The 17,178-nt window shown below is 69.3% G+C and carries 14 protein-coding genes; 3 read left to right on the top strand and 11 right to left on the bottom strand.

The window, feature by feature from the left end:
- Nucleotides 1-69: 69 nt before the first annotated feature.
- The 5 genes from CG716_RS13440 to CG716_RS13420 form a co-directional block, all read right to left on the bottom strand.
- Nucleotides 70-564 carry an RsmA family anti-sigma factor gene (locus tag CG716_RS13440; protein ID WP_094480307.1) on the bottom strand — a complete coding sequence of 165 codons (495 nt, stop codon included), beginning with the start codon at nucleotides 562-564 and terminating at the stop codon, nucleotides 70-72.
- Between the two features lie 54 nt (nucleotides 565-618).
- On the bottom strand, nucleotides 619-1,152 hold the full coding sequence (gene sigM, locus CG716_RS13435) for an RNA polymerase sigma factor SigM (RefSeq protein ID WP_094480305.1): 534 nt from the start codon (nucleotides 1,150-1,152) through the stop codon (nucleotides 619-621).
- Nucleotides 1,153-1,215: 63 nt separating this feature from the next.
- Nucleotides 1,216-4,698, bottom strand: a complete 3,483-nt coding sequence (gene murJ, locus CG716_RS13430) for a murein biosynthesis integral membrane protein MurJ (RefSeq protein WP_094480303.1) — start codon at nucleotides 4,696-4,698, stop codon at nucleotides 1,216-1,218.
- Nucleotides 4,695-7,025 (bottom strand): DUF6049 family protein, encoded by a 2,331-nt coding sequence (locus CG716_RS13425; RefSeq protein ID WP_094480629.1) that lies wholly within the window; start codon nucleotides 7,023-7,025, stop codon nucleotides 4,695-4,697. Before CG716_RS13425 ends, murJ begins: the two co-directional genes overlap by 4 nt.
- Before the next feature lie 2 nt (nucleotides 7,026-7,027).
- Nucleotides 7,028-7,831, bottom strand: coding sequence for an NUDIX hydrolase (locus CG716_RS13420; protein ID WP_207760673.1), 804 nt, complete (start codon nucleotides 7,829-7,831; stop codon nucleotides 7,028-7,030).
- A 71-nt stretch (nucleotides 7,832-7,902) separates the two neighbouring features.
- On the opposite strand from CG716_RS13420, the gene CG716_RS13415 reads away from it, so the two are divergent.
- Nucleotides 7,903-9,390, top strand: coding sequence for a CCA tRNA nucleotidyltransferase (locus CG716_RS13415; protein ID WP_094480301.1), 1,488 nt, complete (start codon nucleotides 7,903-7,905; stop codon nucleotides 9,388-9,390).
- 6 nt (nucleotides 9,391-9,396) lie between these two features.
- Nucleotides 9,397-9,912: a pullulanase gene (locus CG716_RS13410; protein WP_094480299.1), complete on the top strand. Its 516-nt coding sequence runs from the start codon at nucleotides 9,397-9,399 to the stop codon at nucleotides 9,910-9,912.
- Here CG716_RS13410 and CG716_RS13405 read toward each other — a convergent pair.
- The 4 genes from CG716_RS13405 to CG716_RS13390 form a co-directional block, all read right to left on the bottom strand.
- Complete coding sequence (locus CG716_RS13405) at nucleotides 9,822-12,290, bottom strand: putative bifunctional diguanylate cyclase/phosphodiesterase (protein WP_094480297.1); 2,469 nt, start codon at nucleotides 12,288-12,290, stop codon at nucleotides 9,822-9,824. The two genes, CG716_RS13410 and CG716_RS13405, sit on opposite strands and share 91 nt — an antisense overlap.
- The gene (locus CG716_RS13400) at nucleotides 12,287-12,892 is read right to left on the bottom strand and encodes a molybdopterin-dependent oxidoreductase (protein WP_165774142.1); all 606 of its coding nucleotides are present in this window, start codon (nucleotides 12,890-12,892) and stop codon (nucleotides 12,287-12,289) included. The genes CG716_RS13405 and CG716_RS13400 overlap by 4 nt, the downstream gene beginning before the upstream one ends.
- A 130-nt stretch (nucleotides 12,893-13,022) precedes the next feature.
- Nucleotides 13,023-13,796, bottom strand: a complete 774-nt coding sequence (locus tag CG716_RS13395) for a TIGR03084 family metal-binding protein (protein ID WP_094480293.1) — start codon at nucleotides 13,794-13,796, stop codon at nucleotides 13,023-13,025.
- Nucleotides 13,797-13,805: 9 nt separating this feature from the next.
- The gene (locus tag CG716_RS13390; protein WP_094480291.1) at nucleotides 13,806-15,089 is read right to left on the bottom strand and encodes an MFS transporter; all 1,284 of its coding nucleotides are present in this window, start codon (nucleotides 15,087-15,089) and stop codon (nucleotides 13,806-13,808) included.
- 68 nt (nucleotides 15,090-15,157) lie between these two features.
- On the opposite strand from CG716_RS13390, the gene CG716_RS13385 reads away from it, so the two are divergent.
- Entirely contained in the window at nucleotides 15,158-15,766 is a 609-nt protein-coding gene (locus tag CG716_RS13385) for a YqgE/AlgH family protein (protein ID WP_094480289.1), read from the top strand.
- Here the strand turns inward: CG716_RS13385 and CG716_RS13380 are convergent.
- On the bottom strand, nucleotides 15,753-16,739 hold the full coding sequence (locus tag CG716_RS13380; protein WP_094480287.1) for a bile acid:sodium symporter family protein: 987 nt from the start codon (nucleotides 16,737-16,739) through the stop codon (nucleotides 15,753-15,755). The two genes, CG716_RS13385 and CG716_RS13380, sit on opposite strands and share 14 nt — an antisense overlap.
- Before the next feature lie 16 nt (nucleotides 16,740-16,755).
- A complete protein-coding gene (locus tag CG716_RS13375; protein WP_094480285.1) occupies nucleotides 16,756-17,097 on the bottom strand; it encodes a hypothetical protein in 342 nt (113 codons plus the stop codon).
- Nucleotides 17,098-17,178 lie beyond the last annotated feature (81 nt).

The following is a 17,178-nucleotide window of genomic DNA, read 5'->3' as shown; positions in this document are numbered from 1 at the left end:
CTGTTCGTCGGGTGCCCCTAGGGCACCTGGTCAAACAACAGGGTAGGCCGCGCTGTTCCCTGCCGTGCACTATGGGCGCCGCACGGTGGTGTCGGCGATCAGTCCGGTATCCACCGAGCTGCACGTCGCCGTGACGGTGACTCCGATGATGACGTCAGGCTGTTCGCCGGGCAGCACCAGCACGATCGCTTGCTTGTCGTCGACCTGCAGCGTCTCGGCGCCGAGTACCTGCACCGAACTGGGGTAGCCCAGCGCGCTCAAGCACGCCGCCCGCCGTTTGGGATCGGTCAACGGGCCGAAGTCCGGGCTGCGGGCGATCAGGGCGTTCAGCTCACGGCTGGAAATGGGCATCGTGGGGGTGACGGTGATCATGCTGGCGCTGGTCAGCGTGCTGTGGGTGGGGCCGGCCGACTGCAGCAGGGCTGCCGTTCCCAGGCCGATGGCGGCCAGCACGGCCGCGACGCCGACACCGGCCGCGACGAGCCGCCCGGTTCGGGGCGCCGGGCGGCTGGCGTGTGTGGCCGCGGTCGTAGACGCCGGCGCGACGGTGTGTGGTGGCTCCACCCGACCAGTGTGCCGGGTGTTCCGGAGGGCAGGAGCGAAGCGACCCGGGAAATGTCAGCTGCGCAGTAGGCCGGTGAGCCGTGCTCGGGCCCGGGCGCGGCGGCTCTTCACGGTGCCCTCAGCGACACCCAGCAGCGCGGCGGCGTCGGCCACGGAGTAGCCGTGCATGTCGACGGCCAGCACGGCCGCCCGCTGTTCGGTGGGCAGGCACATCAGCGCGTGGCGCACCAGCAGGACGGTGTCCACCTCGGCGGTGCGATCGCCGACGGCCCGCTGGTCGGTGAGCGGGGCAGTGGGCTGCGCCCGGCGCAATCGGTCCAGGCAGGCGTTGATGACGATGCGGTGCAGCCAGCTGCTGACGGCGGCGTCGTGCCGGAAGGAGGCGGCGCCGCGGTGGGCGGCCAGCATGGCGTCCTGGACCGCGTCAGCGGCGTCCTCGGGGCTTCGGATGGTCCGCCGGGCCACGCGGTACAGCCGGCTGTGGTGGCGACCGAAGAGCTCTTCGAAGGCGTAACGGTCCCCGGCGACGTGGGCGGCCAGCAGTTCGGCGTCGCTGCGAACGGCGGTCGGGCCGGGAGAGCTGAGCATGGCCGGACAGTATTGAAACCGGCGAGACCGGGCACTTCACCCGAGCCGGGGGTTGTGAACAGGCTAGGAAGCGGCCGTGACGGTCAGGCCGGAGATCTCGGTTTTGTTCTTGCCGTCAGTGGTGCCCATGGTGGAGATCCACACCACCAGGTACGTCGTCGGTGCTTTCGCGTTGACTTGGATGGTGTTGGCGCCGGGTTGCAGTGCGGTCGGCTGGGTCAACACGGTGGTGTCATCGAGGGTGGTGGGGTTGGCTGTCGAGGCCGACCGGATCTGCACCTGCGTGCCGGTGCTGGGTACGGTCAGCGAGACACTGCCGACGGTCGTCGGCTGGGGCAGTTGCAACAGCAGCCCGACGCCGTTCTTGAAGTTGGGGAACGGATTCGGATCGGTGTAGGTATCGGTCGGCCAGCCGGTGCCGGGGCCGCCAGTGACCGCCAGGTCGGCCTTGTCCGGGTTATCCGCGCCGCCGCCCGGTGAAAAGACCGTCACCTTAACGGGTTTGACGGTACTGCCGCTCGCGGAGTTGTTCTGACTCTGGGAGGTGGACGGGTTCAGGCCGAGCTGGTCGCCTTTGAGGCCGCCGCCGACGTCGCCGAAGATGCTGGTGAGCACAGAGGCCATCACGATCAGGGCGATCACAAGGATGGCCCCACCCACCCCGACACCGATGAGCAGATTGCGCTTGCGCCGGGCCTGCGCCTCGGCATCGGAATCGGCGCCGGCGCCGGCGCCGGCAGCCGGCTGTGGGGCGGCCGGGCCGCCCACCGGCTCGACCGGTTCGATGAGATCGGTGCGGTCGGCCACCGCGGTGGCTTGCTGAAGCAGGTTCAAAAGCGTTGGGGCCGAACGGATGCCGCCGTCGGCCTGAACTGCGTGCGCCGCCGCCGCCGAAATCTGGAAGGGGATGGCGCCGTCGATCGCGCGGGGTTCGAGTGGTTCACCGGTGGGGTCGGTCTCGGCCGGCTGTAGACCACTGGGCGCGCCTTTTTCCGGCAGTGGCCAGCGGTCCACCAACAGGGCATACAGCGCGGCGCCGATGCCGCGGATGTCGTCCTCCGGGCTGGCACCGGGCATCGTGGCGGGAAACGCCAGGGCCACATCGCCTTCGATGCTGACCCGCACCCGGCTGGGATGGTCGATGGACAACGCGACACCCTGCCCGTGGGCGGCATCGGCGGCGGCGGCCAGCGCCTGCACGGCCCGCGCTCCACCGATGGGGGAGGGCGAGGTGTCGGCCACTTCTTTCAGCGACCCGCCGCGGATCCATTCCGCGACCACGAGGCCGCCGGCCCCGGTGTTGGCGACGTCGAGCACCCGCGCTATTCCCGGCCGCTCAATACGGCTGAGTTTGAGTGTGCGGGAAAGGATTTCCTGCACCTGCTCGTCGGACATGGTGCGGTCGGGGTCGACGAATGTCAGCGCGACCTGTCGGTCCAGCGCGGTGTCCAGCGCCTGCCAGAACTGCAATCCCGGTGGGCCGCCGTGGGATACCAGCAGCCGGTAGCGGCCGTCGGCGATACTCGCCCCCGGCATCAGGTGGGCATCTTCCCCAGGCGAAGCGGTGGATTCCATCGCCGGCACCGTGCCCACGTGCGCCTCGTCGGGGACGTCGGGCTGGAAGTCGCCGGCGGCCTGGAGCGGGATCTTCGTCGTCGCGTCGCCCGTGGAATCGGCGGAGGGCATGCCTGAGGTTTGGTCGGTCACCTCCGGTCCTTTCCCCGTCGTTCCGTCCGGTGTGTCATACCGCAGGGGCCGGTGCCCGGCTCCGGACGAATTGCTGTGCACAGGGTACGTGACCGGGGCCGGGACCTGCGGCCGGTCGAGCGCGGCGATCGCAGTGACGGCCATAGGCGGGGTCCGGGAGATGCGGCGCTTGATCGCGCCCCACGCGGCGACGGCGTCGGGCACTCGCGCGGTCAGCATCACTGCGGCCAGGATCGGCAGCATGATCACGCCGAGCACCAGGAGCCGCAGCAGCGATCCGATACCCCCGGCGTGCTCGGTCAGCGCCTGCAGGCCCAGCAGTCGGTCGACGACGTAGGCGACCAGCCCGGCCAGCAGCGATGCTGCGGTGGTGACCAGGATCGTGCGGATGACCTCGAGGTTCAGCAGCTTGCCCCGCGGCGGTTTGAGGGCGCGGTGCAGCAGCACATAGCCCAGCACGGCACCGGCCAGGAAGCCGATGCCGTTGGCCAGGCCCAGGTAGCCGGCGACGAGTTCCTTATCCGCGGTCATGTGTGGCGCCAGGAGTGAGATCGCGATCTTCACGACGGTGATCGCGACGATGATCAGGATTGGTGTCCACGGTTGCTCGCGGGCGTAGAAGACCCGCAGTTGCAGCAGCACCAGCGCGTAGGGGATCAGCGTGAACGCGGACAGGCTGATCGCCATGCCGAGGTAGTTCGCATCGACCTCACCGAACTTGCCGTACGCGAACAGTGCGCTGCCCATCGCGGTACCGCCGACGGTCATGAACGCCACGATCGGAATCAGCGTCACCATCGTCAGCCGGGCGGCCAGCGACAGGTCGGCCAACACGGCGGAGTTGTTGTCGGCGGCCGCGTTGCGGCTCAGCCGCGGCATCACCACCGTCAGCACGGTGACCCCGATGATGCCGAACGGCAGCATCAGCACCAGCCAGGTGTAGTTGTAGATCGCCGGGCCCGACGCGGCCGCGGTGCTGGCGATCTGGTTGACGACCACCAGGCCGAGCTGGCTGATCAGTACGTAAAGCACCATGGCCCCGGCCATGGTGCCGAACCGCTTGAGCCGATCGTCGATTCCCCACAGTGGGCGCAGGCTGATCCGTTCGGCGCGGATCGCGACTAGCAGCACTGCGGTCTGGGCTACCACGCCGAGGGTGGTTCCGAGGCCCAGTACCAGCAACTTGGCGTTGCCCATCTGAACCGGGTCGACCGAGAGCGGGCCCGGGACAATGAGATACAGGCCGAGGGTGGCGATCGCCACGACGTTGTTGATCACCGGCGCCCACGCCGGTGGTCCGAACACGTTGCGGTTGTTCAGGATTGCCATGAACACCGATGACAGTCCGTAGAAGATCACCTGTGGCAGAAGCAGATACGCGAATGCTGTGGTCAGGGGCTGGTTCACTTGCGGGTCATGGCCGAGCATCAGCCGCACCAGCAACGGGGCCGCGGCCACCGACAGCACGGTGGCCACCAGCAGCAGCGCGGTGGCCAGGGTGACCAGCCGCCGTACGAACGCTTCACCGCCGTCGGCGTCGTCGCGTTCGGCGCGGGCCAGGACCGGCACGAAGATCGCGGTGAAGGTGGCTTCCAGCACCAGCGCCGCGATCAGGTTCGGCAGCTGGTTGGCCACGGTGAACGCACTGGACAGGGCCGCACCGAGGATCGCGGCCAGCAGCACGATGCGGATGAACCCGGTGATGCGGCTGATCAGAGTGGCCAGCGCCATCCCCCAGGAGCGCGATACCACCGCGGAGTCGGAGAGCTCGGCGCGCACCGCGCGGGTGCGGGGATCGGGCCGCACGTAGGCGGCGGGTCGGCGGGTCGGCGGCTTCATTCGCGGCCCTCGGCGCTAGCCCGCCGCGGGCGGTCCAGGTCGGCGGGGTCGGGCTGGCCACGGAAGCGGTGGTAGAGCCGGCGCCCGACGAGCAGTGCCAGGACCGTGCCGCCGATCAGGGTGATCGCGAACAGCACCTTGCCGTAGGCGTTGGAGTGCACCGACAGGCGCACGGGTTCGCCTAGTTGCAGCCCGTCGGGGGTGCGCAGGGTGACGTCGACGGCGACGCGCTGGGTGAAGTGCACCTCGATGGGCACCCGCAGCGGCAGATAGCCCGGCGGCACCTCTTGTACGCCGAGATCGGTGACCGTCATGCCCGGCGGGGCGTCGACCTGCAGGCGTACCCGGATCGGGACCGCCAGGTCGTTGCGGACCGCCAGGGGCAGCGGGCTGTGCTCGGTGGCCAGCGTGTAGGAGCCACCCGGATTGACGATCGTGACCGCGCCGAACAGATCCCCGATCGTGGTGCCGACCACCGCCAGGCGTTGCCGGGCCAGGTCGTTGCGCTCGTCAGCCGGCTCGGTCTGACTCAGCGCCCGCAGCATGTCCTCGCGCAGCGGCGCGGTGTACTGCGGGCCGGTCAGCCCGGTGCGTTGGTCGGTGGTCAGCGCCGCCGTCAGCCCCCACAGCCGGCCGACCTGGCCGGCGATCGTCGAGACGACGTCGTCGTCGAATCGGCCGCGGTTGTCGGCCGGCAGGTTGGCGCCGGGGCTGGCGGCGCCGGCCTCCGCGGTCGACTGCGTGATGACCACATCCAGCGGGCGCGGAACGGCCAGCCCGGAGTGGATCGTGGTGGCCAGCGCGGTCAGCATCGACTGCGCGTCGCTGGGCTGCGGGCTCCACTTCAGCGGCGGCAGCAGGATCTGGTCGCGCGGTTCGGCGCCCGGCTGCAGCGCCCGCCACAGAATCGAGCCGATGGCGTCCTGGCGCCGGGCGACTGTCGAGTCGTGGTTCAGCGGAACATCCAGCGACGAGTCCAGATACGTCGGCAGATCGGGGTCGGTGCCGACGGCGGCCAGCGCGGCGCCGACGGCCGGGTCGAACGGCGCCATCACCACCTGGGGGGAGAGCCTGCGCGGTGCTAGGTCGGCGATCATCGGCTCACCGGTCGAGGAGTCCTGCGCAGAGCAGTCGGCGGCGGCGATCGCCACCGTTGACCCCTGGCTACCCAGCAGGTCGACGGCAGGCGGGGTCAGTGGGCCATCGCCGAGGATCGTGGCGCCGCGCACCGAAGTGATGCCCAGGATCTGATCGATGATGTCGCCCGCGCTGGCAACCGCTGCGGAATTCAGACCGGCGTCGCCGACCCGCTGCAGTGCGCCGAGGTCGGCCTGCGCGTACGGGGTGGGCGCGACGCACATCCGCTTGGCCAGGGCGCGCAGCTTGTCCAGCCAGGCGGCCGCTGCGGCCTGGCCGGTACCGGGGTGGGAGGCGGCGCCCAGCCCGTCGGGGGCGTCGGAGACGACATAACCGACGGTCATCGCGTTGACGGTCACCAGCAGGTCGGGGTCGACCGCGAGGCACAGTGCGCGGGTGGTTTCCCCGCCTGGGTCGACGGCCGGGCTGGTGGCGAAGTCCACCGCCGACAGCAGGGTGTCGAGGCGCCCGCCGGGAGCCAGTGACACGGCGAGGTCATCGTTCATCAGCCGGACGGGCGTGGTGCCGCCCGGCACACCGGGTGCCAGTCGCGGTTTGTCGGCCAGCGGCCACAGCATCGTCACCGCGACGGGCTTGGTGGTGTCCGGGGGCACCACGTCGGTAAGGGTTTCGGGCGCGGCGTCGGCCGCATCGGCCGGCACACCCAGAACCGGCAACAGGAACCGGGCGTCGTCGAGGCGGGCGGCGTCGCCGTAATCCGGGGTGCCGTTGATGTTCACCAGCAGCGGGTACACGCCGGGGTTGTCGATGCCCAGCGACGGTTCAGTCCGCGACCGGATCGGATAACGAAAGGTGAATCCGACCGCTTGGCCGCGCTGCATCTCGTCGGCGACGGTGGTGAACTCGCCGACGGGCTGAAATTGGTCGTTGTTGCCGTCGAGGTTGGTGCGCAGACCTGCTGACGAGTTCACCGCGGCGGCGTGTTCGAGGCGGGCGACGACGTCGTGCACCGGCCGATCGCCGACATTGGTGACGGTGCCAGTGACGGTGATGGTCGGCTCACTGGTGGTGGTGATCAGGTCCGGCGCGACACTGTCAATGCGGACCTGCAGGAACGGCGTCGACCCGGGTTCACCGGCGGCGGCCGGCGCGATAGTTGGCATCGCGAGCAGGGCAAGCACACCGAGGATCGCGGGGATCCGGGGCAGCTTGCCGACCCGTCTCGGCATGGTCACGTTCCCGGTCCGCAGCCGTTCGTCCGCGGGCCGGATTGACGTGGCCCGGCGTCGTCGGAGCGACGGTTGCGGGTGTGCGAATGCGTCTGTGGGCGCCGGCGAGGTGTGGTGCGCGGCAGCGGCGGCAGCGCGGCGACGCCGTCGGACTGCAGCAGCTGGATCAGCTCCCCGGCGATCTCGGCGAGCTTGCGTTCGTCGGCATAGGCCAGGCGCTTGGGCAATTCACCGACCGGCACCCAGGCCACCTCGGTGACTTCGACGTCTTCGTCGCAGAGCTCACCGCCCGAGAATTGCATGAGGTAGTGGTGCACGGTTTTGTGGACGCGGCGGCCTTCGGTGACGAACCAGTAGTCGATGCTGCCGAGGGCGGCCAGGACCTGGCCGCGGATGCCGGTTTCCTCGGCGACTTCGCGGATCGCGGTCTCTTCGGCGGTCTCGCCTTGTTCGATGTGGCCCTTCGGCAGTGACCACAGCATCCGGCCGCGCCGGTCGACCCGGCCGATCAGGGCGGCCACCTGAGTTTCGGGCGGCCCGTCGATGCCGTCGATGACCAGCCCGCCCGCCGAGGTCTCGTGCACGGTGCGCAGCCGGGCCGGGGCGCGCCGCGACGATCGCGGCCGGCCGGGTTTGCCCGGCGGGGGCTCGCCGTTGCCGCCGTTGGTGGCGGGGGATGCGGCTGGGGCGTCGGAGACTTCCGTGGCGGCGGAGTCGGCGGGGAGGGGATTTGCCGGACCGGCCGCGCGTCGGCCGCGGCGCCGACCCCGGCGCCGTCGTGGTTTGGCCTGTTCGCCGTCCGACACCCAAGCGATAGTAGCTGGCACGGGATGACGTCCCGACCACACTCGCCGGTAGACCAGTAGGCTCATGCCACGTGTCTGAAGCCACCCAGGACGTCGAGCTGCTCGCCCGGGCGCTCGTCGCGCTCAATCGGCAGGGTGGACTGCTGCGCGAAATCGGCGGCCTGTTCGCTGCCGCGGGCCACGAGCTCTATTTGGTCGGCGGCAGCGTGCGCGACGCCTTCTTGGGCCGGCTGACCACAGACCTCGACTTCACCACGGACGCGCGGCCCGAAGCCGTTCAGCGCCTCGTGCGTCCCTGGGCGGATGCGCTTTGGGATACCGGTATCGAATTCGGCACCGTCGGCGTCGGTAAGGGCCGCGACCGGCTGGAGATCACCACGTTCCGCGCCGACAGCTATGACCAGGTGTCACGCAACCCGCAGGTGCGCTACGGCGACCGGCTCGAGGACGACCTCGTGCGTCGCGACTTCACCGTCAACGCGATGGCAGTGCGCATCACCGCCGACGGCCCCGGCGACTTCATCGACCCACTCGGTGGCCTGACGGCGCTGCGCCAGCGGATCCTCGACACCCCGGCGGCGCCGGAAGTGTCGTTCGGCGACGACCCGCTGCGGATGCTGCGCGCGGCCCGCTTCGTCTCGCAGCTGCAGTTCGACGTGTCGGACCGGGTGCGGGCCGCGATCGTCGAGATGGCGCCGCAATTGGGCCGGATCACCGTCGAGCGGGTGGCCGTCGAGCTGGACAAGATGCTGCTGGGCGCCGACCCGGTCGCGGGCCTCGACCTGATGGTCCAGACCGGGATGGGTGAGGTGGTGCTGCCCGAGATCGGCGGCATGCAGATGGCCATCGACGAACACCATCAGCACAAGGACGTCTATCAGCATTCGTTGACGGTGCTCCGCCAGGCCATGGAGTTGGAGGGTCCCAGGGGGCAGGAGCACAGCGACTCGGGGGACGGCCAGGGAGGTCCTGACCTCGTCTTGCGGTGGGCTGCGCTGCTGCACGACATCGGCAAGCCGGCCACCCGCCGGCACGAGTCCGACGGCGGGGTGAGTTTTCATCACCACGAGGTGGTCGGGGCGAAGATGGTCCGCAAGCGGATGCGGGCGCTGAAGTACTCCAAACAGATGGTCGACGACGTCTCGCAGCTGGTGTACCTGCATCTGCGGTTTCACGGATACGGCGACGGCAAGTGGACAGACTCGGCAGTGCGCCGCTACGTCGCCGACGCCGGACCGCTACTTCCCAGGTTGCACAAGCTGGTTCGCGCCGATTGCACCACCCGCAACAAGCGGCGGGCGGCTCGGCTGCAGGCCAACTACGACCAGCTCGAGCAACGGATCACCGAACTGGCCGCCAAGGAGGACCTGGCGCGGGTGCGCCCGGATCTGGACGGCAACGAGATCATGAAGCTGCTTGGCATTCCGCCTGGCCCGCAGGTAGGGCAGGCCTGGAATTTCCTCAAGGAGCTGCGCCTGGATCGCGGCCCGCTGGACCACGACGAAGCCGTCGCAGAGTTGCGGGCTTGGTGGAACGAGAACGGTCAACCCAGCGTCTGAGTCGGTATGGACTACTGCCTGGGATCTGGCGATGGCACGGCCGCGATGTTCAGCGCTCACCCGGATGTCGATATCGACGGCGACGGCGAGCCCGACGGTGTGCGCCTCGATATCGACGGTGACGGGATCTACGACGATGCGCTGGCCGATCTCGACGGCAACGGCCTGGCCGATCATGCCGCGTTCGACCTGGACGGCGCCGACGGTATCCCAGCGAGCCTCTACACCGACGACGGGTCCGGCACCTGGGCCATGACGCCGACAGGGGCGGGCGGGCCGCTGCGCTGGTTCGGTCTCGACGGTGTCGAGCACACGGCAAGTGGCCCAATCGATTTCGATGCCGACGGGCGACCCGATCGGTTACTGGACGTCAACCGTGACGGATTGGCCGACCGCGTTTTGCGGGCCGGCGACGGTGGTTTCGACACCGGTTACGTCGACACCGACGGCGACGGGAGCTGGGATCTGACGTTGACCGACAGCGACGGTGACGGCACCGCCGACGCCGCGAGCGCGCTGTAGCTGCCCTCGGCGGGCACCGCGCACACCCCGCCCGTCTCGAGCAGCGCGCGAGCGAGGTCGCACAGCACCGGCTGGTGATAGAGGAAGCCTTGCCCCTTGCGGGCGCCGAGATCCAGGAGGGTGTCGCGTTCGGCGACCGTCTCGATGCCTTCCACGACCAGGTCGAGCGCCAGCGCGCTGGCCAGCGACACCACCGACTGCACCACGGCCCGCTGCTTGGCGTCGCCGTGGTCGAGCGCGGCGGCGAACGAGCGATCGAGCTTGATCTGGTCGACCGGCAGGGTGCGCAGCTGGGTCAGGGACGAATAGCCCGTCCCGAAGTCGTCGAGCGAGACGCTGACGCCGGCGTCGCGCAGCCGCGCCAGGACGGGGTGGGCCACCCGTAGGTCGACCAGGGCGTGCTCGGTGAGTTCGATGATCAGTGATTCGGGCGGCAGCCCGGCCTTGTCGAGCAACTGCAGCACCTCCTCGGCGAAGCCCGGCTCGCGCACCTGGCGGGGCGAGACGTTGACCGACATCGTCAGGTCGAGGGCCAGTCCGTCGGCTCGCCAGCGGGCCAGTGTCTCGATGGTCTCCCGCAATACCCAGCGACCGATCTCGACGATCATGCCGTTGTCCTCGGCCAGTGGAATGAACGCGCCGGGGTAAAGCACGGGCATCCCGGGCCGGTGCCACTGCAGCAGCACTTCGAATCCGGTGATGACGCCGGTGTCGAGCGTGACGATCGGTTGGGCGCTGAGCCGCAACTGATTTCGGCCCACCGCGTGCCGCAGCGCGGTGTCGAGGTCGAGGCGCTGGGCGACCTCGGCCTCGAGATGGGAATCGAAGACGTTGATGTGACTGCCGTCAGTCAGCTTGGCCCGGTACATCGCCACGTCGGCTTCGCGCATCAGCTCGGCACCCGACACGGTGGATTCATCGGCGAACGTGATCCCGATGCTGGCGTCGACGAACGCCTCCTTGCCGTCGATCGTGTACGGCGCGCTGAGGGTGGTTCGGATGCGTTCGGCCAGCGTGATGGCTTGGGCCCGGTCGGGTAATTCGGGACACAGCACCACAAACTCGTCGCCGCCGAGGCGGGCCACGGTGTCGGTTTCACGGACCGTCGTCGAGAGCCGCCGCGCCGCCTCGATGAGCAGCTCGTCACCGCCGGCGTGCCCGATGGAGTCGTTGACCATCTTGAAGCGGTCCAGGTCGCAGAACAGCACGGCCAGCGGGGTGCCGCGGTGGCGAGCGAGCATCAGGCTCTGCGACAGCCGGCTCAGCAGCAGGCTGCGGTTGGCCAGTCCGGTGAGCGCGTCGTGGCTGGCCTGGTAGGACAGCCGGCGTGCGGACGCGTCGCGTTCGAGCGCCAGCGTCACCAGGTCCCGACAGCGGACCAGGGTGGTGTGGGCGAGGTCGTCGAAGGACTCCGGGTCGCCGTAGACCTCCAAGGTGCCGGCGGTGTCGGCGGTGTCGGTGACCGTCCCGGTCCAGGCTGGGGCCTCGGATACGTCGGAGCCGATCGGGTAGACCACCGAGCGCGGGCCCATCGCGATGCGGACGGCCGTCGCGCCGGAGACTTCGGCGGCCAGCTGCACGATCTGGCGCAGGACTGACGACACCGGGTCGGCGGTGGCGATCCGTTCGAGGATGCGGGCCTGTCCGCGTTCCAGCGCCGACACCCGGTCGAGGCGGTCTTCGGTCTTGCGCAGCGTATCCCGCTCGTCGTCGAAAGCCCTTCGGGTGTCGCGGTATTGGCGCACGACGTTGGCGGCGATCCACCACACCAGCGCCGCGGCGAGTACCAGCGCGGCGATCAGCATCGCCAGCTGGACCACCCGGCCGCGCAGTAGCCCCTCCTCGGCGGAGCGGTCGAAGCGGTGCAGACCGTTCGGGTTACCGGCGACCAGCGCATGCGTCGCCTCGGAGAGCACTTCTGCTCGGGGCAGGATGGTGCCGGCCCATTTGGTGCGCTGATCGGCGGGCAGGATACCGGCCGGTGCCTCGGCGATGACGCTGTCCAATGCGTTGAGGGCCCAGCGGTATTCGGGTGAGGCGGCGTCGGCGGCGCTCACGCCGTTCGCGGCGATTACCCGTAGGCGCTGGGCGAGGAGGGCTCGGGCCAGCTGCACGTCTCGGCGCGGCACGACGCCGAGTAGGTATTGCTCGGCTTTTTCGATGTAGGTGAGCGAGTCGCGGACGGTGAAAAACGTGTTGTTGCTGACGGGTTCGGTGCGGGCGGTGTGGTGGGTGTAGGCCCGCTGGTCAGCTGAGGATTGGATGCTCACCACGACCAGGGTGACCAGCAGTAGCACCAGGATGGCCGCCACGACCTGTTGGCCGCGGTTGAGGGTGAGTCGTGGGCCGGGGGCCCGCAGCCACTGGTCGGTGATCATGACGCGGGCCCGCCGGGGGTTTTGACCTTGATGGCGGCCAGGCTCCAGTTCCACGCGTCTAGCACTGACGACAGCGGCGTCCCGTCGGGAAACACGATGCGGATCGGGCCGCCCTGGTCATAGGGGATCGGTGTGCCGTCGCGCTGGGTGGCGATCAGGGCCCGCGACTCGATCATGGGCTTGGCGGCGCTGACGTAGTGGTAGTCGTCGAGCCCGACGGTGTCGACGGTGGCGGAATCGGGGATCCCGGCCTTGCCGAGGACGACGGCCAGCGGGACGCCGCTGTAGGTTTCCCGTCTCTTGACGAAGGGTTCGTCCAGCGCGACGGTCGTGCGGCCGAGCTCGTTGAGCTGGTCGAGGGTCAGGGCCAGCGGGGTGTTGCCTCCGCTCACTGTCAGGACGGGCTGTCCTGGCGGGGGAGGGTCGATCGTGCCGATGCCGTAAGGGTTTTGCGTCGGCGTCGGCGTCGGCGTCGGCGTCGACGCCGCGCCAGCGGGGGACGACTGGGTCGGCTCCCCAGGGGCGGGAGTGCTCGCGCACGCGGCCAATCCCGGGATGCTCACTGCCCCCGCTGCGATGGCAGCGAGCAGGCGGGTGCGCATGACGGCCGATGATACTGCCCTAAGCAACCAATTGCCCTGTAGGTGAAATCGCGTTGGGCAGGCGCGATTGTCGACCATCCAAGGATGTAGCAAACAATTAAGTCAAGCTATGCGTTGGCAGTGTGGTGCACTATCTACCTTTGCCGGGCGGCCCGGCGAAAGCTTGGGCGATTTCGAGCCACCGTGCGGCGTCGGTGCCGTCGGCGATCACGTCGAGCTCGGCGCGTGGACGACGCTGGGTGACCAGACAACAGAAGTCCACCGCTGAGCCGGTGACCCGCTGCCCGGCGTCGTGCGGTCCCCACGTCCAGTGCGTGCCGTCGGGTGCGGTCAGGTCGACGTGGAACGGCTCGGCGGGCGGGGTCAATCCGTGCACGCTGAACGCGAAGTCGCGGGTGCGCACACCCAGATGGGCGATCGACTTCAACCGGCTCGACGGCGCGACCGCCGCACCGAGCGCGTCGGCCACGTCCAGACCGTGCGCCCAGGTTTCCATCAAACGCGCGGTCGCCATGGATGCCGCACTCATCGGGGGCCCGAACCACAGCAGCTTGCGCCCCTCGGCCACGCCGCGCAGTGCGGTGTGCAGTTGTGTCCGAGTGTCGCGCCATTGCGCCAGCAGTCGATCGGGTGGGGTGAGCGCCAATTCTTCGGCGGCCTTGTCGACGAAGCCGAGGGGGTCCTCGTGCGCGGCGGTGAGCTGTTCGCCGAACGCGGGTTCGTCGGTGATCGAGAGCCACGCCACCCGGTCCGTCCAGAGCAGATGGGCGATCTGGTGGGCGACGGTCCAGCCGGGTGCGGGCGTGGGCTGCGCCCAGCCGAGCGGGTCCAGCGGTGCGACCAGGGCGTCGAGGGCATCGCTTTCGTCGCGCAGGTCGTCGACGATCGGGTCCGCGGCTGTCATGAGCCCAACCTAGGACGCAGGGAGCCGGCCGCGCCCCACAATCGCGTGCAGCGCCAGCCCGGCCAGATAAATAGCCGTGCCGGCCAGGGCGAGGCCCGGCGAGTGGCCGTCGGCCGGCAGCACCGCCGCCGACAGGATGGTCGCCGCGATGAACGACACCCAGAACAGCGAGTCCTGAACGGCGAAGACGTGGCCGCGCAGTGCGTCGTCGACGTCGATCTGCATGGCGGTGTCGGCGCACAGCTTGACCATCTGGCCGGCCAGCCCCAGCAGAAATCCGCACACGACCATCACCGCGAGTTGCAGTGTGGCACCCGCCAACTGGATGACCGCCGCGCACAACAGTGCCCCGTTGGCCGTCGCATACCGGCCCCAGCGTTTGATCGAGGCGGGGGTGAGCACGTTCGCCAGGAACGAGCCGCCGCCGGTGGCGGCGACGAACACCACGGCGGTACCGAGCCCGCCCACGGCCTGAGTGTCGCTGTGCCGCACGATCACAAGTACCAGCAGGGTGTTGATCCCGAACACCATGCGGTGGCTGGCCAAGCCGGCCAGTGTGGCCGCGACCGTCGGGGTGCTCAGCACGGTGCGGGCGCCGTACACCCACCCGGTGGCCACCGCGTAGAACGCCGATCCGTGAACGGCGCGCGCGGTGTGGTCGGGCCCCAGTTCGTGTCGGGGGAAGCGCAACGACAGCACGAGTGCGATCGCGACGGGAATCGCGACCAGCAGCATGACGGTGGCGGCGCCGGTATCTCCGGAGCCGAAGATCCAGCGGGGCAACAGCATGAAGTTCGCGCCGAGGAAGGTGGCAGTGGCCCCCGTCGCGGTGGCGACGGAATTCATGGTGACGACCCGCTCGCGCGGGACGACGTGAGGCAGCGCCGCCGAGAGTCCGGAGGTGACGAACCGGCTGAACCCGTTGATGATCAGCGCGCCACAGAGCACGGCTTGGTCCTCGGCGCTCACGGCGAGCAGCACCGCGACCCCGATCACCAACACCAGCCGCGCCAGGTTCGCCGCGACCAGTACGGCGCGGCGGTCCCAGCGGTCCAGCAGTGCGCCTGCGAATGGGCCGAGAATCGAGTACGGCAGAAACAGCACAGCGAATGAGCCGGCCACCGACCACGGGGTCGCCGCCCGCTCCGGATTGAACAGCAACCCACCGGCAAGACCGGCCTGAAAGAGGCCGTCACCGAATTGGCTTGCGGTCCGAAGCTCCAGCAGTCGCCAGAACTCGGGCAGGCTGCGCACCGATCGCCAGAGCGAACCGGGTGCGCGGCTGTCGGCCATCCGACCAACAGTACAAATATCCATACGCGCCTGTTACCGCAGCAACACCTACCTGATGCCATGATGGTGTGGTGTCGCAGTCCGAGGACCCCGAAGACTTTGTCGCGCGCGCGGCGAACCGGGTGCGGCCCGGCACGTTGTTGCTGGCCAACACCGACCTGTTGGAACCCACGTTTCGGCGCAGTGTGATCTACGTCGTCGAGCACAACGACGGCGGCACCCTGGGTGTGGTGCTCAACCGACCCAGCGAGACTGCCGTCTACAACGTGTTGCCCCAGTGGGCCAAACTCGCCTCCAAGCCCAAGACGATGTTCATCGGCGGACCCGTCAAGCGGGATTCCGCATTGTGCCTGGGCACGCTGCGGGTGGGCACCGATCCACAGGGCATGCCCGGGCTGCGCCATGTGGCCGGCCGCATGGTGATGGTGGATCTCGACGCCGACCCCGATCTGATCGCACCGGCCGTCGAAGGCGTGCGGGTTTTCGCAGGCTACTCTGGCTGGACCATCGGCCAGCTGGAGGGCGAGATCGAACGCGACGACTGGATTGTGTTGTCCGCGTTGCCTTCTGATGTGCTGGTGGAGCAGCGGGTGGATCTGTGGTCACGGGTGTTGCGTCGCCAGCCACTGCCGCTGTCGCTGCTGGCTACCCACCCGATCGACGTCAGCCGGAACTGATCGGCTGCGCATCCCGGCCCATCCGGGTGGCGATTACCGCGCAGGCGAAGAGCTGAATCTGGTGAAACAGCATCAGCGGCAACATGATCAGGCCGACGCTGCTGGCCGGGAACAACACCAGGGCCATCGGTAGCCCGGAGGCCAGACTTTTCTTCGACCCGCAGAACAGCAGGACGATCGCGTCTCCGCGGTCCAGCCGGGCCAGTCTGCCGGTGATCCGCGTCAAGCCCAGCACGATGGCCAGCAGCACGCTGCTGACCGCCGCGACAGCCGCTACCCGCCAGGGCTGCACGCTGCTCCAGATGTGCTCGGCCATCCCTGCCGAGAACGCGGCGTAGACGACCAGGAGGACGGAGCCGCGGTCGACGACCTTGGTCAGCACCGCGTGCCGGGTGACCACCGGAGCCAGCCATGGCCGCAGCAGCTGGCCGAGGGCGAACGGCGCCAGCAGCTGCAGCACGATGTCGAGCACCGCCGACCCGTCGACCCTCGGACTCCCGCCGAGCGGCATCAGCACCAGGACCAGAAGCGGGGTGAGGAACACGCCGACGATGTTGGACAGCGAGGCGCTGACGATCGCCGCCGACACGTGCCCGCGCGCCATGGAGGTGAAGGCGATCGAGGACTGCACGGTGGAGGGCACCAGGCACAGGAACAGCAGTCCGGTGTAGAGGTCGGGGGTCAGCACCGACGGCACGAGTGCCCGGGCCGCCAGCCCGAGCAGCGGGAACGCCACGAACGTGGTGGCCAGTACGAGCAGGTGCAGCTTCCATTGCCGAACTCCGTGCCACGCCTGCTGCGGCGACAGCCGCGCGCCGTAGAGCAGGAAGAGCAGCGCAATGACGATTTTGGTGGCCACCGACAGCACGTCGGCGGCGCTGCCGCGGGCGGGCACCAGCGAGGCCAGTACGACGACGCCGACAAGCAAAAGTAGGAACGTGTCGACGGGAATCCGTGACAGTACTGCCTTCATCAGGACGTCGCGGGCCTCACTTGCACGACAGCGTGCAGCCGGCGCAGCTGCCGGTGGAGCAGCTGGCTTGGGCTTCCCGGCGCGCGGCGTAACGCGCACCCTGCCATGAACCGGCGGCGACGGTTCCCACGGCGCCGACCACGCAGACGATCAGCACCAGCAGCCCGGTGTGTGCGGGCGCCGCCAACGCGGCCGAGCCGCCGGCCATCAGCATCACGGCCGCGGCCAGTTGCGTCGGGGCGACCGACCGCAACACCTGGCCGGTGACGTCGGCAGCTGGCGGCCGGGTCAGCGTCCAGATGCCCGAGCCGCCGACCAGGACGGCCATACAGAGGCACACCATGCCGACGATGAACATGGGGCCACAATACGAGCCCGGCGTCAGTGCGGCGCGACGGGATCCGCGGGAGCCGGCGGCGGAAAGAGGCTCGCGAGGGGG

This window comes from Mycolicibacterium sphagni, from assembly GCF_002250655.1.
Classification (GTDB): domain Bacteria; phylum Actinomycetota; class Actinomycetes; order Mycobacteriales; family Mycobacteriaceae; genus Mycobacterium; species Mycobacterium sphagni.
The sequence above is the reverse complement of the archived record's forward strand: the minus strand, read 5'-3'. Positions and strand labels throughout refer to the sequence as shown.

What these genes read in the sequence shown, in the direction of transcription:
- sigM (WP_094480305.1), bottom strand. Translation starts at nt 1,152, where the DNA reads ATGCTCAGCTCTCCCGGCCCGACCGCCGTTCGCAGCGACGCCGAACTG.
- murJ (WP_094480303.1), bottom strand. Translation starts at nt 4,698, where the DNA reads ATGAAGCCGCCGACCCGCCGACCCGCCGCCTACGTGCGGCCCGATCCC.
- CG716_RS13425 (WP_094480629.1), bottom strand. Translation starts at nt 7,025, where the DNA reads ATGCCGAGACGGGTCGGCAAGCTGCCCCGGATCCCCGCGATCCTCGGT.
- CG716_RS13410 (WP_094480299.1), top strand. Translation starts at nt 9,397, where the DNA reads ATGGACTACTGCCTGGGATCTGGCGATGGCACGGCCGCGATGTTCAGC.
- CG716_RS13405 (WP_094480297.1), bottom strand. Translation starts at nt 12,290, where the DNA reads ATGATCACCGACCAGTGGCTGCGGGCCCCCGGCCCACGACTCACCCTC.
- CG716_RS13400 (WP_165774142.1), bottom strand. Translation starts at nt 12,892, where the DNA reads ATGCGCACCCGCCTGCTCGCTGCCATCGCAGCGGGGGCAGTGAGCATC.
- CG716_RS13395 (WP_094480293.1), bottom strand. Translation starts at nt 13,796, where the DNA reads ATGACAGCCGCGGACCCGATCGTCGACGACCTGCGCGACGAAAGCGAT.
- CG716_RS13390 (WP_094480291.1), bottom strand. Translation starts at nt 15,089, where the DNA reads ATGGCCGACAGCCGCGCACCCGGTTCGCTCTGGCGATCGGTGCGCAGC.
- CG716_RS13380 (WP_094480287.1), bottom strand. Translation starts at nt 16,739, where the DNA reads ATGAAGGCAGTACTGTCACGGATTCCCGTCGACACGTTCCTACTTTTG.
- CG716_RS13375 (WP_094480285.1), bottom strand. Translation starts at nt 17,097, where the DNA reads ATGTTCATCGTCGGCATGGTGTGCCTCTGTATGGCCGTCCTGGTCGGC.